This window comes from Alsobacter sp. (genome assembly GCF_059501845.1).
In genome coordinates, this window is record NZ_JCACDK010000015.1 from 1 (window position 1) to 14,987 (window position 14,987).

Annotated in this window: 14 protein-coding genes; 10 read left to right on the forward strand and 4 right to left on the reverse strand. The window is 66.4% G+C overall.

Translation table 11 applies throughout. The features are described 5' to 3' along the window. Positions 1–254: 254 nt before the first annotated feature. The 3 genes from AC5JCN_RS13095 (at position 255) to AC5JCN_RS13105 (ending at position 1,524) form a co-directional block, all read left to right on the forward strand. Entirely contained in the window at positions 255–464 is a 210-nt protein-coding gene (locus AC5JCN_RS13095; RefSeq protein ID WP_495755514.1) for a hypothetical protein, read from the forward strand. Positions 465–624: 160 nt separating this feature from the next. Further along, positions 625–1,161: a hypothetical protein gene (locus AC5JCN_RS13100; RefSeq protein WP_495755515.1), complete on the forward strand. Its 537-nt coding sequence runs from the start codon at positions 625–627 to the stop codon at positions 1,159–1,161. 3 nt (positions 1,162–1,164) lie between these two features. Continuing rightward, positions 1,165–1,524 carry a hypothetical protein gene (locus AC5JCN_RS13105; protein ID WP_495755516.1) on the forward strand — a complete coding sequence of 120 codons (360 nt, stop codon included), beginning with the start codon at positions 1,165–1,167 and terminating at the stop codon, positions 1,522–1,524. 278 nt (positions 1,525–1,802) lie between these two features. Here AC5JCN_RS13105 and AC5JCN_RS13110 read toward each other — a convergent pair whose 3' ends face one another. The 4 genes from AC5JCN_RS13110 to AC5JCN_RS13125 form a co-directional block, all read right to left on the reverse strand. Further along, positions 1,803–2,360, reverse strand: a complete 558-nt coding sequence (locus AC5JCN_RS13110; RefSeq protein ID WP_495755517.1) for a hypothetical protein — start codon at positions 2,358–2,360, stop codon at positions 1,803–1,805. A gap of 38 nt (positions 2,361–2,398) precedes the next feature. Next, positions 2,399–3,133 carry a carboxymuconolactone decarboxylase family protein gene (locus tag AC5JCN_RS13115; protein ID WP_495755518.1) on the reverse strand — a complete coding sequence of 245 codons (735 nt, stop codon included), beginning with the start codon at positions 3,131–3,133 and terminating at the stop codon, positions 2,399–2,401. Positions 3,134–3,166: 33 nt separating this feature from the next. After that, positions 3,167–3,541 carry a VOC family protein gene (locus AC5JCN_RS13120; protein WP_495755519.1) on the reverse strand — a complete coding sequence of 125 codons (375 nt, stop codon included), beginning with the start codon at positions 3,539–3,541 and terminating at the stop codon, positions 3,167–3,169. A 462-nt stretch (positions 3,542–4,003) separates the two neighbouring features. Beyond that, positions 4,004–5,128: a beta-keto acid cleavage family enzyme gene (locus AC5JCN_RS13125; RefSeq protein WP_495755520.1), complete on the reverse strand. Its 1,125-nt coding sequence runs from the start codon at positions 5,126–5,128 to the stop codon at positions 4,004–4,006. Positions 5,129–5,334: 206 nt separating this feature from the next. Between AC5JCN_RS13125 and AC5JCN_RS13130 the strand changes: the two genes are divergently transcribed. The 7 genes from AC5JCN_RS13130 (at position 5,335) to AC5JCN_RS13160 (ending at position 14,786) form a co-directional block, all read left to right on the forward strand. After that, entirely contained in the window at positions 5,335–6,372 is a 1,038-nt protein-coding gene (locus AC5JCN_RS13130) for an AraC family transcriptional regulator (protein ID WP_495755521.1), read from the forward strand. Between the two features lie 552 nt (positions 6,373–6,924). Beyond that, positions 6,925–6,996 carry a K(+)-transporting ATPase subunit F gene (gene kdpF / locus AC5JCN_RS13135; protein ID WP_495755549.1) on the forward strand — a complete coding sequence of 24 codons (72 nt, stop codon included), beginning with the start codon at positions 6,925–6,927 and terminating at the stop codon, positions 6,994–6,996. 48 nt (positions 6,997–7,044) lie between these two features. Further along, positions 7,045–8,754: a potassium-transporting ATPase subunit KdpA gene (gene kdpA, locus AC5JCN_RS13140; RefSeq protein ID WP_495755522.1), complete on the forward strand. Its 1,710-nt coding sequence runs from the start codon at positions 7,045–7,047 to the stop codon at positions 8,752–8,754. 10 nt (positions 8,755–8,764) lie between these two features. Beyond that, complete coding sequence (kdpB, locus tag AC5JCN_RS13145; protein WP_495755523.1) at positions 8,765–10,804, forward strand: potassium-transporting ATPase subunit KdpB; 2,040 nt, start codon at positions 8,765–8,767, stop codon at positions 10,802–10,804. Between the two features lie 10 nt (positions 10,805–10,814). Further along, positions 10,815–11,423, forward strand: coding sequence for a potassium-transporting ATPase subunit KdpC (gene kdpC, locus AC5JCN_RS13150; RefSeq protein WP_495755524.1), 609 nt, complete (start codon positions 10,815–10,817; stop codon positions 11,421–11,423). Between the two features lie 16 nt (positions 11,424–11,439). Continuing rightward, positions 11,440–14,103 carry a DUF4118 domain-containing protein gene (locus AC5JCN_RS13155; protein ID WP_495755525.1) on the forward strand — a complete coding sequence of 888 codons (2,664 nt, stop codon included), beginning with the start codon at positions 11,440–11,442 and terminating at the stop codon, positions 14,101–14,103. Next, positions 14,100–14,786: a winged helix-turn-helix domain-containing protein gene (locus AC5JCN_RS13160; RefSeq protein ID WP_495755526.1), complete on the forward strand. Its 687-nt coding sequence runs from the start codon at positions 14,100–14,102 to the stop codon at positions 14,784–14,786. Before AC5JCN_RS13155 ends, AC5JCN_RS13160 begins: the two co-directional genes overlap by 4 nt. Positions 14,787–14,987: the final 201 nt, after the last annotated feature.

A 14,987-nucleotide genomic window follows, 5' to 3' on the forward strand; every position in this document is an offset into this window, starting at 1 on the left:
ACATGGATTGCTCCGACTTTGGGCCGGAGCCGCATTGTCCCGTGCTTTGGGCCAAAACGGAAATTGGCAAGCAGCGGCCGGTCCAGTTCGGGGAGGTTATGGACTTAGACCCGGACGCGTGACGGGCCGGACGGGAGGGGCGCTCCGGCGCCTTTCCGGGCCGCACGCAAAGGTGACCTGCTTTGGCCGCCCTCCCCTATCCCGTATTTCGAGTTTCCCGCCCGGCATGACTGGGCCAACACAGGAGCCTCACTATGAAATCCCTTCTACAAGCCCTGACCGCCGTCGCTTTCGCTGCAGCCGCATGTCAGGCGGCCTTCGCCCTGATGGCGGTCATTCCGGCCGCCCGCACGTACGGCACCTTCACCACCGGCGATGCAATCTACGGAATACTCTTGTGGGTCCAAACGCTGGTCGCGAAGACGGTCGGAGCAATCCCTATGAGCGTCGGTCGCAACATTTGACACGATCCTTGCCCCGAACCCCTTCGGTCCGACAAAGGCGACCTCAAATGCCAATGCCTCACAGACCACTACTGCGCAGCTTCCAAGCCGGCCCAACGGAAAGGAGATGTGAAATAATGACCGCGTCGCCCTGGGTGGCAGGGCCAACGAGGAGAACGTCATGAACGACCAGCCAAGCGATGTAACCCCGAACGATCTGCGCGCCATGCGGATCAGGATCGGTCTCGACCGGCATGAGCTTGCCCAGCTGCTGAAGCTGAACGGCCGCGCCGACATCTTTGAACAGCTGGAGCGCGGTCGAAAGTGGACCCTCTACGAGAACCACCGCGACGTGCTGGTGAAGCTCTGCCACGAGTTCGATGAGCTTCTGGATGAGGCCATCGCAAAGCCCGTCCCGCCGGTCTTCGTGGTCTATCCGAACGATGGCACCTACCGCGACTTCGAGCCTGCGATGGCCGGACGGCTGCCCTTCAACTCAATGCACCGTATGTTGGTGGCGCGGTGGCGCGAGGCGGTGACCGAGAACGACGTCGGCCCTCCGCAGTGCATCGAGATCATCCCGGGCAAGTACAATGAGTGGCTCGCCCAGATCGGAGCCCAGGACTCGACCGAGGCCCGAGAGAAGTGGTGCCTGAACTACGCCCAGGTCTACAAGATAAAGCCCGGCAACCCGATTGCCGGCGCGCCGGAGGATTGAGCGATGCCGAAGTTCGGAAACCGCTACATCGAGGATCCGTCCATCGCTCAGTGCGCCGCTCTGGAGTACGAGCGCTTATGGGCCAGGATCGAGGCCGGCGTCGAGGAGGGCGAGCCCTTCTTCGTCGCCCGCGAGAAGATCCTGGCGCTCGAGATCCCGGTCATCTCCAAGCGCTACGGCAAGGTCGTGGGCAATCGGGTGTCGAAGGCCATCCAGCACACGCCAATGAGCGAATGCTCCGGAGCCATCAACCGCAGCTACTCCCGGATGGTTCTCCAGGAGAAGCTCGCCAAGAAGGGCAAGCTCTCGTGGTGGGACAGGCTCTGCTACGACCTGTCCTGCGCAGGCATCCCGGTCTGGTGATCTAGCCGACGAAGAAGCGGGCAGTCTTGTCGCTTCGCCCGCTTCCGCAATGCGCCGATTTCCGACCTCTAGTTTCCATCCCGAGGCGGACAGTCGGCCGCGCACGGCAGACAGGAGAGCGGGCTGCGTGCCTTGATCCCGCCGTTGGCGGACCAGAGCCCGGCGAAAGTTCGCTTACTGCCACTTCGAAAAGGCACGAACGTGCACACGCGCGATCCCGAGCCGGTGGGCGCCGGCGAACCCTCTGACACCTCCGCCCAGCGTGGCCACTCGGAAGACTATGACGGTGCGGTGTTCCCCTGCGCTCTCTCCCGTGACGCCAGAAGCAGGCTGCGCAGCCGGCCCCGGCCGAGCGCAAGATCCAGTTCCTCGAAGGCGAAGTAGGGCACCAGAGCGAAGCCCGTAATCAGGCCGACAACCACGGCCCCGCCGAAGCCGCCGGCTCCGTAGACGGGAAGGCTCCCTTCGGCCGTGGCACCCCGCAGCATCCCGACGATCACCTTCTCCAGTACGTCGACGGCGATGAACAGGATGGCGAAGGCCGCCGACCTGAGCAGGATGGGCACGAACAACGGCCTCTCCCGAAGCGACGGGAACAGCCGGAAGCTATCCGCCACAACCATGACCTTGGCGAGCACAAGGGCATTCAGGAAGCCGAAGCCCCAGTTCTGGAACTGGATCTGATGGGCGGTCAGGACCACGTATTGATGCAGCTGAAACAGCAGCGACATGATCCACAAGTACAGGAACAGCATAAAGAACCGGATGATCTCGTGCTTGGCCTTGTCCACCAGGCTCTGGTGCGTCCCGGTTTCGGCGGGGGATTGGTGGCTCATCGGTGGCCCCTGATCACTCCACGGACGGGTTGGAACTTTCACGGCGTCTCCCGGCGGGCGAGTTCCTCGGCAAGGATCGGGACACCAAGGTGGCAGGCCTGCAGGCCTTGCGACACGCAGATCTGCAGGACGGAGAAGATCTCTTGGGGCGTCGCCCCGGCCTTCAACGCATTCTGGATGTGGCGCCGCGTTCCGGGCGCGTACATGTGCGTATAGGATGCGTCGAAGGCGATGCTGATCAACTCGATGTCCTTCGCCGGCAACACGTGGTCCCGGTAGATGCCGGCTCCCGTGGCCATGAAGGCATCCGTCCAGTGCGGATCGAGCGCGAGAAACGGATCCCAGGCCGTGTTCCATTGGCCGATCGACTTCATCGCGTCACAAGCCGGTGTGGGAAAGGGTTCCGGAGGCGTGGTCGCGGCTCCCTGTGCCTTGGCCTCCTCCAGCAGGATGGGGGCGCCCAGGCTGCAGGAGTGAACGGCCATCACGGTCGCGCACTTGATGACGAACAGGATCTCGTCGCGCGTCGCACCGGCGTCCAGAGCGTTGCGGATATGACGCCGTGTCCCCTCGGCGTTGAGATTGGTGCAGGCGATGTTGATGGCGACGCTGATGAGTTCGACGAGCTTTGCGGGAAGCACGCCACTCCGCCAGGGGATGGCGGCCATCGCCTTGCACGCGGCCGCCCATTTCGGATCCCAGCTTTCCAGCTGATCGAGGTCCGTTCCCCAGGGGCCGTCTGACGCCGCGTGTTTGGATGACGCCTGTTCCATCTCCTGGACCTCCATCTCGATCCGGGTTTGATTTCAATCCGGCTCCGGCAACGGCATGGCGAGCGGATCCGGTTCCCACACCACGAAAGCGTTCCCCGCCGGGTCCGCGACGACGGCGTGCCAGGCCGTCTTTGGAACTGCCGAACGCTGCTTCAGGACTGCGCCGCCCGCAGCCAGCGCCGCGTCCAAGGCCGCCTCCACGGAGTCCACCTCGACGAAGTTCATCCAGCCCCTGTGGGCGAAGGCCGGTGGGTAAGCGACGCCTCCCGCCTGTGATCCCGTCTGCACGCGCCAGTAGTCGATGCCCGGGGCCCGTTCGACCGTCCAGCCGAGGACGTTGCGGTAGAACTGCGCCAGATCTTCAGGGTTGTCGCCGTAGATCTCGAAATGCGTCAGGGCTCCGGGCATTACGTCTTTCCGAGACGGTCCGCGAAAGCGCCGCGGACCCCGTTGCGGGAACGGACCACCGGCAGGAGCGGAGGAGGAGTGCTCCTCGCCTTGACGAGATCGGCGGACCATGGATGGAGCTCAGCTGCAGGGATTGTTGGTCGTGCTCTTCTGCCCGGCCTTGCACTTAGTGTTCGCACCGGAGTGGCTCGACTTGCCGCCTCCACCAGAACTACCAGCGCCGCCTCCCTGGGTGCCCGACTTGGCGTACACCGCCACGGGCGAAATGAGAGCGGCGCAAGCTACGAGAAGGCCAACACGGACGTACTTCATCGTTCATCTCCTTGGATCGTTGTGTTTCTCTCGAACACGGACGCTACGACGGGCAGGTTTCTGCAGATCTCGTCCTGCCTTCTTGGCCTTGTAGAACGCGCAAAGCCTTTCGTATCCGGACGCCGGACGGCTTTGCGCTGATATCCAGGATTACATTTTGGCAGCAGCCATCGCGGCGGCTGCCGCTGCGGGCGGGACCATGCAGTAGGCCATCGGATGGGAGTCACCGCCCGTCTTGGCGATGGTCTTCCTGCCGTCCGTTTCATGAACGAGGAAGCCCTTCTCACCATCGCGGCGGTTCGGCGGCAGGCCGAGATTCTCGAGCGTCTCCCCGATGCTGTTGTACCAGACGCCGACCTTCATGATCTCGCGGGCTTCCTTCGCGGTCGCGACCTTGCGGCCGAACTCCCTGCAGATTCGCACGGCGCCTTCGACCTGCTGCACGGAAGTTCGGCGCTTCTTGTCGGCTCCCCAAAGATTGTCCTCGTTGCCGACGCGAACGTGCTGACCGAGCACGATCGCCATGGCCGAGAGCGAGATCAGCCCGCGCATGCTCGACCAGAACGTGCTGACGGCACCCTGTGGAACCTGCCGCAAGAAATCCATCCAGTGATATGGATTGCGGCCCAGCGTGCCGCCGCCATAGCCCGCGATCGCCATGTTGAGCGGGCCCATGTAGACGCCCGCCCGGATCAGCCGCTCGATGATCTCCATCTGGTGGATGTGCCCCGGCACGAAGTAGGGCTGGATCCCATGCGCGCGCAGGCGCTTGAGGTGCTCGAGGTAAAACGCCGGTCCGGCGTCGACCCACATGCCGGCCCAGGCGGCCTGCACCTCGGGATTGTTCTCGAGATGCGTTCCTTTGATATCGTCGGGGTACATCATCGACATGATGTCCCATTGCGTGGTGCCCGTAGCGATCGTCACGAATTCCGGCTTTGGATCAAGTTCGGTCAGCATGTGGCGGGTGTCGTAGTCGAGCCACTTCGCTTTTGCTTCGGCCGTGTGTGGCGCAAACGAGATCGATCCGCCGACCTGGATAATCATCTCCGGAACGGCCTTGCGGATTCGCCCGAGCATGTAGTTGTACTGGTCGAAATTGGTCGATCCCATTCCTGTTGCGGGATCTCGAACATGGAAATGCAGCATGGTCGCGCCGGCGTTGTAGCAGTCGACGGCGGCCTGCTCCTGCTCGTCCCAGGTCAATGGAATGTCGGCGTCGCCCGGCAGCCACGACGGCCCATATGGTGCCGCGGTGATGATGAGCGGCTGCATGTTCTCAGGAAGAATTGAGTCGTCAGTGTAGTACATGCATCGCCTCCCAGGCAGGGTTCTTGAACCGCGATGGCGGACGAACTCATTGTCGCAGAGTCCAAGCTGCCTCGGCTTGACAGCGGCTGGTCAAATTAACAATCTAGGTCAAAGACGTCCTGGCATGAAGCAAGTGACCCCCCGTAGTTTCATCGCCACGGAGTCGTTTTATGCAGCGCATCGGTGTCTTGGTCGAACTTCCGCGCCTATTACGGGAGGCAGGTATCGATCCCGCCCCGGTGTTCACTGCTGCTGGAGTCCATCCAGGGCTTCTGTCGGACATCGACGGCATCTTACCGTTCGACCAATTTGCCTCGCTCGTGGTGCGCAGCATCGAGGCGACGGGGAACGAGAGCTTCGACCTGCGGATAGGGTCCAGTGCTCGACTGTCCCATTTGGGTGTGCTGGGCAGCTACATGAGCTGTGGTCCGACACTCGGTTCAGCCATCAACGATATTGTCACCAATCACTCCCGCTATGTCCGCGGTGGCGGGCCGTACCTATTCGACCTGGGTGACGGCGACCTTTTGATCGGTTACCGCACGCACCGGCCTGATGTCCCCGGAGCCCGACATATTGCAAGAGCCGCCGTGGCATTCGGCTATGCGATTTTCAAGGAGGTCAGCGGCGTTACGCCCAGGTTCGTTCACTTATCCCGTCATGAGCCGGTCGAGTTGGGCGACTATCTTGCCGCCTTCGGACGGACGTCGGCCAGATACAACAGCGAGCATTTCGGGTTGGCCTACAGTCGGGAGTCTCTCCAGGCCCCCAGCCTCAAGGCCGACCCGGAACTTCGTCGCCAACTCGGCAAGATGATCTCGGCCCGCTGGGAAGGGCTTCAGCCTGACATCCGGGAACGCGTGATGCGTACGCTCGTCCCGTCCGTCTTTTCAGGCACCAGCACGCTGGAAGCGACAGCTGCGCTCCTCAACATGACGCCAGACGCGCTCAGTCGCGAGTTGAGGGAATGCCGGACAACGTTCCGCGACCTTTTGGCCGCTGCCCGAACCGAGATGGCCGCTCAACTTCTCGTCGACACGACGATGAGCATCTCCCAGATTTCACACGTCTTGGGATACTCAGAGATCAGCGCCTTCACGCGTTTTTTCAAGGCAGCACGCAACGTCTCGCCGACAGAGTGGCGACGGACGGGAGGCGGTGCACCTCCGCCCGAAAATCAGCAAACCAATGGCGGTGCACCGGCGTGATCGTGACACAGACATCTGAGAGTGGCCGCACGGCCTGAAGGCGTCCCGAACATCCGCCTGGGCATGCCTGTTTCGCGACACGCTAAGGCGCGTCTTGCGGATGGATCAAGTTTGAGATCCGGTTCCTTCTCCAGACTTCGGCAAACCGTCCAACATCACCAAGGCTGAAAGCAGAAGCTTCAAAAGTCCGAATTGGGTCAGGAATGCGCGTTCGGCGGGTCCGCTTCGCGCCAAAAGAAGACACCCTTTGTCCTCCAGGCGAACGACAGCTTTCGGGCAACTTCGGACTCCAAAGTTGGTGATCGGTCGATGGGGAGCCGGGCGTGAGAGACGAGCCGGGACCCGGATGGCAGCCCTTATGATCTCCTTACGAAGCCGGCTCGTCTTCCTGATCGATCCCTGATGGCGATCCAACCTAGCTTCCGGACGACAACCGGAGGCTCTTATGTCCGACATCCTCTATCTCGCGCTGGGGTTCGCCGCGTTCGGCGTCCTCGCGCTCTACGCCCGCTGGGCGGCGACCGCCTGAGGCCTGCTATGCCCGATCTCGTGATGGGCGGCCTCGTCGCCGCCGGCCTTGCCGTCTACCTCGTCTACGCGCTGGTGCGTCCGGAGCGCTTCTGATCCCCCCGCCGGCCGGGGGCGGGCCGGTGCATTCCCTGGAGTCTTCTCATGTCGGCCAATGGCTGGCTGCAGATCGCCGTCGTCCTGGCGGCGGTGCTGGCGGCCGCGATCCCGCTAGGCGCCTTCATGGCGCGCGTCCATGCGGGCAAGCGTACTCTTCTCTCGCCCGTGCTCGACCCCGTCGAGAAGGGCTTCTACCGCCTCGCCGGGATCGATCCCGCGGCAGAGCAGGGCTGGCTCGGGTACGGGCTCGCCATGCTCGCCTTCAATGCGGCAGGCTTCGGGCTGCTCTACGCCATCCTGCGGCTGCAGGGCGGGCTGCCGCTGAACCCGCAGGGCTTCGACGGCCTGTCTCCGGACCTCGCGTTCAACACGGCGGTAAGCTTCGTCACCAACACCAACTGGCAGTCCTATGGCGGCGAGAGCACCATGAGCCTGCTCAGCCAGATGTTCGGGCTGACGGTGCAGAACTTCCTGTCCGCCGCCACCGGCATCGCGCTGGCGCTGGCGCTGGTGCGCGGCTTCGCCCGATCCTCGGCGACGACTGTCGGCAACTTCTGGGTCGACGTCACCCGCGCCACGCTCTACGTGCTGCTGCCGCTCGCCTTCGTTGTCGCGCTGGCGCTCGTGGCGCTCGGCACGCCCCAGACGCTGTCCGCTGCGGCGGATGCGACCACGCTGGAAGGCGGCAAGCAGGCGCTGGCCATGGGCCCTGTGGCCTCTCAGGTCGCCATCAAGATGCTGGGCACGAATGGCGGCGGCTTTTTCAATGCGAATGCCGCGCACCCCTTCGAGAACCCGTCTGCGCTCGCCTGTGCCTTCCAGATCTGGCAGATGCTGGTCGTCTCAACCGCGCTGGTCTTCGCCTTCGGGCGGCTGATCGGCGACGGGCGGCAGGCCCGCGCCATCCTGGCGGCGATGGCCATCATCCTCGTCGCCGGCGTCGCCGTCGCCTATTGGGCCGAGGCCGCGGGCACGCCGGTGCTGCGCCAGGCCGGCATCGACCCCGCCATGGGCAACATGGAGGGCAAGGAGCTGCGCTTCGGGCTTGCTCTGTCCGCCTTCTTTGCCGCGGTTACGACGGGCCTGTCCTGCGGCGCCGTCAATGCCATGCACGCCAGCTTCACGCCCATCGGCGGGCTGGTGCCGCTGCTGTTGATCCAGCTCGGCGAGATCCTGCCGGGCGGCGTCGGCTCGGGACTCTACGGCATCCTCGTCGTGGCCATTATCACCGTCTTCGTCGCGGGCCTGATGGTGGGGCGCACGCCCGAATATCTCGGCAAAAAGATCGAGGCACGCGAGATGAAGATGGCGATGCTGGCCGTGCTCATCCTGCCCGCCGCCATTCTCGGTTTTTCGGCCGTGGCGCTGGTGATCCCGCAGGGACTGGCCGGCATCCTCAACGCCGGGCCGCACGGCCTGTCGGAGGTGCTCTACGCCTACTCCTCGGCGGCCGGCAACAACGGCTCGGCCTTCGCCGGCCTCACGGCCAACACGCCCTGGTACAACGCCACGCTCGGCCTCGCCATGCTGGCAGGCCGCTTCGCCTACATCGTCCCGATGCTCGCCATTGCCGGTTCGCTCGCCGCCAAGCCGCGGCTGGCGGAATCCACGGGAACGTTCCCGACACATGGCCCGCTCTTCGTGGGGCTCCTCGTCGGGGTGATCCTGATCCTGGGCGGGCTGCAGTACTTCCCGGCGCTGGCGCTGGGGCCTGTCGCAGAGCAGGTGCTGATGCTCGCTGGCAAGACCTTCTGAGGTGATTTCGATGTCCACCGCCGCCGCGCGCAACCCGTCGCTGCTTGACCCCGCCATCCTGAGGCGGGCCGTTCTCGACGCGCTGCGCAAGCTCAACCCCGCCTCCCTCGTCCGCAACCCGGTGATCTTCGTCACCGAGGTCGTGGCGGCCCTCGTCACCATCATCGCGATCCGGGACGTGATCACCGGCCAGCCGGCCGGGTTCGTCGCCCAGATCGCCGCCTGGCTGTGGTTCACAGTCGTCTTCGCCAACTTTGCCGAGGCGGTCGCCGAGGGCCGGGGCCGCGCCCAGGCCGATACGTTGCGGCGCGCCCGCACCGACACGGTCGCCAAGAAGCTGATCGACCCGGAGCGGCGGGAGATCCAGACCCGTGTCCCCGCGCCCGAGCTGCAGCCCGGGGACCTCGTCCTCGTCGAGGCCGGGGACATCGTGCCGGGCGACGGCGAGGTGATCCTCGGCGTCGCCTCTGTGAACGAGGCGGCCATCACCGGCGAGTCCGCCCCTGTGATCCGCGAGTCCGGCGGCGACCGCTCGGCGGTCACCGGCGGCACGACGGTCATCTCCGACTGGCTCGTCGTGCGGATCACTTCGGGTCCCGGCTCCTCTTTCCTTGACCGCATGATCGCGCTGGTCGAGGGCGCCGAGCGGCAGAAGACGCCCAACGAGATCGCGCTCAACATCCTGCTGGCCGGCCTCACCATCGTGTTCCTGATCGCGGTCGTGTCGCTGACCGGCTTCGCCCGCTACTCGGGGACAGACGTGCCGGTGCCGGTCCTCGTCGCGCTTCTGGTGACGCTGATCCCCACCACCATCGGCGGGCTGCTGTCGGCCATCGGCATCGCCGGCATGGACAGGCTGGTGAAGTTCAACGTTCTCGCGACGTCCGGGCGTGCGGTGGAGGCCGCTGGGGACGTCGACACGCTGCTGCTGGACAAGACCGGCACGATCACCTTCGGCAACCGCATGGCCAGCGAGATCATCCCTGCCGCGGGAGTTCAGGAGCGCGAGGCGGTTGAGGCGGCGCTTCTCGCGAGCCTCGCCGACGAAACGGCTGAGGGACGCTCCATCGTCCAGCTCGCGCAGGAGCGCCACGGCATGACCGCCGGCGCGGAGGCCGGGGCCACCTTCGTGCCGTTCACCGCCACGTCGCGGCTGTCGGGCCTCGACCGGCCGGGCGGCCGTCTGCGCAAGGGCGCAGTGGACGCCGTACTGAAGTTCGCCGGCGTCACGACGCCCGACCCGGCCTTCGCCGCCGCCGTGGACCGCATCGCCCGCTCGGGCGGTACGCCGCTGGGCCTGGCGGCCGAGGGCCGGCTGCTCGGCATCATCCACCTCAAGGACGTGGTGAAGCCCGACATCAAGGAGCGTTTCGCCGAGCTGCGCCGGATGGGCATCCGCACGGTGATGGTGACGGGCGACAACCCGGTCACGGCAGCGGCCATCGCCTCGGAAGCGGGGGTGGACGACTTCATCGCCGAGGCGACCCCGCAGGACAAGCTCGACTACATCCGCGCGGCGCAGGCGGAGGGACGGCTCGTCGCCATGTGCGGCGACGGCACCAACGACGCGCCGGCCCTTGCCCAGGCGGATGTCGGCGTGGCCATGCAGTCCGGCACGCAGGCTGCGCGTGAGGCCGGTAACATGGTCGACCTCGACAGCAACCCGACGAAGCTCATCGAGATCGTCGGCATCGGCAAGCAGCTGCTGATGACGCGCGGTTCGCTGACGACCTTCTCCATCGCCAACGACGTGGCGAAGTACTTCGCCATCATCCCCGCGCTGTTCGTGGCCGCGATCCCGGAACTCGGCGTGCTCAACGTCATGGGCCTTTCGACGCCGCAAAGCGCCATTCTATCGGCGGTCATCTTCAACGCGCTGATCATCGTGGCGCTGATCCCGCTGGCGCTGAAAGGCATCGCCTACCGGCCGCTCGGGGCCGCGGCGCTGCTGCGGCGCAATCTCCTGGTCTATGGGCTCGGCGGTCTCGTCCTGCCTTTCATCGGCATCAAGGCGGTCGACCTCGTGGTCGCCGGCCTGGGCCTCGCCTGAGGAGGCGACCATGTCCCTTTTTCGTCCCGCCCTGGTCCTTCTCGTGCTGTTCTCGGCCCTGACAGGGATCATCTATCCCCTGGCGGTCACGGGTATCGCCGGTGCCGTCTGGCCCTCCCGTGCGACGGGCAGCCTCGTCGTGAGCCCAAGCGGGTCCGTGACGGGCTCGTCGCTGGTGGGGCAGGCCTTCACCTCGGACGCCTATCTCTGGCCGCGCCCCTCGGCGACCTCAGGCCCGGACCCGCAGGATCCGTCCAGGAGCGTGGCGGCGCCTTACAACGCTTCCAACTCGTCCGGCTCGAACCTTGGCCCGACCTCGAAGGCGCTAGCCGACAGGCTGGCTGCCGATGTCGCGCGGCTGAGGGAGAAGGGCATCGCCGGACCTGTCCCGGGCGATGCCGTGACAGCGTCGGCGAGCGGGCTCGACCCGCACGTCTCGCCGGACTTCGCACTGGCTCAGGCGGCGCGCATCGCGGCGGCACGGGGAGCGGCCGAGCCCGATGTCCGCGGCCTCATTGCTGGGCATGTCGAAGGCCGGGAGCTCGGCATCTTCGGCGAGCCTCGGGTGAACGTGCTCGCGGTCAACCTCGCCCTCGACGCCCGCTTCCCGCGGAGCTGAACCAGGGGTCGGCGCCATGAAGGGCGACGCCACACGCCCATCGCCCGACGCCCTCCTCGCGCTCGCCAGGCGCGAAGAGGGCGGACGGCTGAAGATTTTCTTCGGCGCCGCGCCCGGTGTCGGAAAGACCTTCGCCATGCTGCAGGCAGCGCGCGCCAGGCTGGCGGAGGGCGGCGACGTCGTCGCCGGCATCGTCGAGACGCATGGCCGCCGCGACACCGAAGGGCTGGTCGAGCCCTTCGAGATCCTGCCGCGCCGGCGTGCACCGCATCATGGCCGCATGGTGGAGGAGTTCGACCTCGACGCGGCTCTGGCCCGCCGGCCCGGCCTTCTCCTCGTGGACGAGCTCGCCCATACCAACGCGCCCGGCAGCCGGCACCCCAAGCGCTGGCAGGACGTGCAGGAGGTGCTGGAGGCAGGGATCGATGTCTGGACGACGCTCAACGTCCAGCACCTCGAGAGCGTCAACGACATCGTTCTGCGCATCACCGGCGTGCGCGTGCGCGAGACGGTGCCCGACGCTGTCTTCGAGGAGGCGGACGAGATCGTCCTCGTCGACTTGCCGCCGGACGAATTGCTGAAGCGCCTCGCGGAAGGCAAGGTCTACCTCGCCGACACGGCGGCCCGAGCGCGCGATAACTTCTTCAAGCCCCAGAACCTCGCAGCCCTGCGCGAACTCGCCCTGCGGCGTGCCGCCGAGCGCGTCGACAGCGATCTCGTCGAACGCATGCAGGGAGGCGCCATCGAGGGGCCATGGCCGGCGGGAGAGCGGCTGCTCGCCTGCATCGGACCGGACGCCCAGTCGGAGGCCGTGCTGCGCCGGGCCAAGCGCCTCGCCGACCAGGCAAGTGCGCCGCTGCTCGTCGTCACGGTGGAGCGCGCGGGCGGGCGGCTGCGGCGCGAGGCCGAGAGCCGCCTGGCGGAGACGCTGAAGCTCGCGGAAGCGTTGGGCGCCGAGACCAAGACGCTGGTCGGCCAGGACATACCCGATACGCTCCTGCGCTTTGCACGCTTCGAGAACGTGACGCAGATCGTCGTCGGGCGATCGCACGGCGGGCTCCTTACCGAGCTGTTCCGCCGTTCCCTCCCGCACGAGCTGGTGCGCCGGGCGGGCGGCATCTCGATCCACGTGCTCACCGACGACGCGAGCGGCGGGGCGCCACGGCGGCCCGACCTCGCGCTCGGTCCCGTCCGCCCCGCCGAGTTCGCCTGGGCCGCCGCGGCCGTGGCTCTCGCGACGCTCGTCGGCGAGGCGCTGACCCAAGTCGTGGCGCTGCCGAACGTGTCGATCATCTACCTGATGGCGGTGCTCGGGCCGGCCGTGCTCTTTGGCGTCTGGCCCGCCGTGTTCGCCTCCGGCCTATCGTTTCTCGCCTACAATTTCTTCTTCATCCCGCCTGTGTACACCTTCACCGTCGCCCGGCCCCACGAGCTGCTGGCACTCTTCGTCTTCCTCGTCATCGCCGTTATCACCTCGGCCGTCGCGGGCCGCGCCCGCGAGCAGGCGCGGGCCTCGGCCGCGCGCGTCAAGGCGACGCGCAGGCTCTACGAGTTCACGCGACGCCTGTCCGGCGTCGCCGGACGCGAGGCGGTGTCGGAGGTCGCCGCCGCGGAGATTCATGCTTCGACCGGGCGCGGCGCCGTTCTGGTCCAGAGCCATCCGGCGGGCCTCGTCGTGATCGCCGCGTGGCCGCCGGAGCTGCTCGACGAGGCCGCCCTCGCGGCCGCCCGCTGGGCCACCGAGCATGACGAGCCCGCGGGCTCTGGCACCGGCACCCTTCCGCAGGTGCCCTGGCTGTTCCTGCCTCTGAGGGGGACCCAAGGACCAATCGGCGCGGCGGGGATCGCGCTCGCAACGGGCGAGGCGCTGGGTGGCGAGGAGCGTGCCTTGCTCGACAGCCTCGTCGAGCAGACGGCGGCAGCCCTGCAGCGCACCGTTCTCGCCGAGGAGAGTGCCGCCGCCCGCACGGCGGCCGAGGCGGAGGGAGTCCGCAACACCCTGCTCTCCTCGATCTCCCATGATTTCCGGACGCCGCTCGCCTCCATTCTCGGTGCTGCCAGCACCCTCGCCGAACTGGGCGAGCGTATGGACCAGAGCACACGGCAGGGATTGCTGCAGCAGATCCGCGAAGAGGCGGAACACCTGGACGGCATGGTCCGTAATCTCCTCGCCATGACCCGCGTGGAAGCCGGGGCGCTCGAACCGCACCGAACCTGGGTCGATATGGGCGAACTCGCACGCCGCGTGGCCGCGGCAGCCCGGCGGCGCGGCGCGCTGCAACCAATTGCAGTGGAGGCCGCGCCCGGCCTGCCACTCGTCCACGCCGATCAAGGTCTCCTGGAGCAGGCGCTTTCAAACCTGATCGGAAATGCGGTCCGGCACGCGGGCGCCGGGGCCTCCATCGTCGTCGCCCTGCGGCGCGGGTCGGACCGCGTTGCCATCGACGTCACCGACGACGGGCCGGGCATTCCAGCGGACCTGCTGCCGCGCATCTTCGACAAGTTCGTGCGAGCCCGCCCGGCGGCCGACGGAGGTGAGGGAACCGGGCTCGGGCTCGCCATCGCACGCGGGATCACGGAGGCTCACGGAGGAACGCTCTCCGTGGCGAGCCCTGTCGCCAGCGGGCACGGTGCCCGCTTCACTTTGTCCCTGCCCATCGAAGGAGATCCGCGCCCGTGAGCCGGCCGCAACGCGTCCTCGTCATTGACGACGAATTGCCCATCCACCGCTTCCTGTCGGCGGCTCTCACCGCCTCGGGTTACGAGCCCGTCCAGGCGCTCACGGGCGCCGAGGGCCTGCACCTGTTGGCCACCGCGGTCCCGGAAATCGTCCTGCTGGATCTCGGTCTGCCCGACATGGACGGGAAGGATGTCATCGTCCGGGCTCGAGGATTTTCGCCGGTGCCCATCATCGTACTCTCGGCCCGTGATCGCGAAGCGGAGAAGATCGCGGCGCTCGATCTCGGCGCCGACGACTTCGTCAACAAGCCGTTCGGTGTCGGCGAGTTGCTGGCCCGGGTGCGCGCGGCCCTGCGCCCCCGTATGGAGGAAAGCGGAAAGACCGCGGTCTACCGCGCCGGAGGCCTGGAGGTCGACGTGCCTGCCCATCGTGTTTTGATCGACGGCGCACCCGTCCGACTGACCCCGCGGGAGTTTGACCTCCTCGCCTTCCTCGCCCGGCATGCCGGCAAGGTCGTCACGCACAGGCAGATCCTGAAGTCCGTCTGGGGTCCCGCCCACGAAGAGGACACCCAGTACCTGCGCGTCTATGTGGGCCAGCTCCGCGCCAAGCTCGAAAGCGACCCGAACGATCCCGTTCTGATCCTCACAGAGCCGGGAATCGGCTACCGGCTTTCGCTCTGAGCGCAATGAGGTCCGCTGTTGGTCTACTACCGACGTCTGCCGAGGGGTGCGGCAAAGGCTGCATTGGGTCAACTGTTCACGTTCCGAATGGTCCGCCCCGCGCCATCAGGTGAAGTTTGACTTGCTGCCGAATTCAGACCTCGCGCCACCTGAGGTTTAGTTTTCTTTGGCGCACGATCCGGGTTTCCGGCTCGCTGCTGA

Bases quoted from the DNA above. Each gene is read 5' to 3' on its own strand.
- AC5JCN_RS13095 (WP_495755514.1), top strand. From the start codon at position 255: ATGAAATCCCTTCTACAAGCCCTGACCGCCGTCGCTTTCGCTGCAGCC.
- AC5JCN_RS13100 (WP_495755515.1), top strand. From the start codon at position 625: ATGAACGACCAGCCAAGCGATGTAACCCCGAACGATCTGCGCGCCATG.
- AC5JCN_RS13105 (WP_495755516.1), top strand. From the start codon at position 1,165: ATGCCGAAGTTCGGAAACCGCTACATCGAGGATCCGTCCATCGCTCAG.
- AC5JCN_RS13110 (WP_495755517.1), bottom strand. From the start codon at position 2,360: ATGAGCCACCAATCCCCCGCCGAAACCGGGACGCACCAGAGCCTGGTG.
- AC5JCN_RS13115 (WP_495755518.1), bottom strand. From the start codon at position 3,133: ATGGAACAGGCGTCATCCAAACACGCGGCGTCAGACGGCCCCTGGGGA.
- AC5JCN_RS13120 (WP_495755519.1), bottom strand. From the start codon at position 3,541: ATGCCCGGAGCCCTGACGCATTTCGAGATCTACGGCGACAACCCTGAA.
- AC5JCN_RS13125 (WP_495755520.1), bottom strand. From the start codon at position 5,128: ATGCAGCCGCTCATCATCACCGCGGCACCATATGGGCCGTCGTGGCTG.
- AC5JCN_RS13130 (WP_495755521.1), top strand. From the start codon at position 5,335: ATGCAGCGCATCGGTGTCTTGGTCGAACTTCCGCGCCTATTACGGGAG.
- kdpA (WP_495755522.1), top strand. From the start codon at position 7,045: ATGTCGGCCAATGGCTGGCTGCAGATCGCCGTCGTCCTGGCGGCGGTG.
- kdpB (WP_495755523.1), top strand. From the start codon at position 8,765: ATGTCCACCGCCGCCGCGCGCAACCCGTCGCTGCTTGACCCCGCCATC.
- kdpC (WP_495755524.1), top strand. From the start codon at position 10,815: ATGTCCCTTTTTCGTCCCGCCCTGGTCCTTCTCGTGCTGTTCTCGGCC.
- AC5JCN_RS13155 (WP_495755525.1), top strand. From the start codon at position 11,440: ATGAAGGGCGACGCCACACGCCCATCGCCCGACGCCCTCCTCGCGCTC.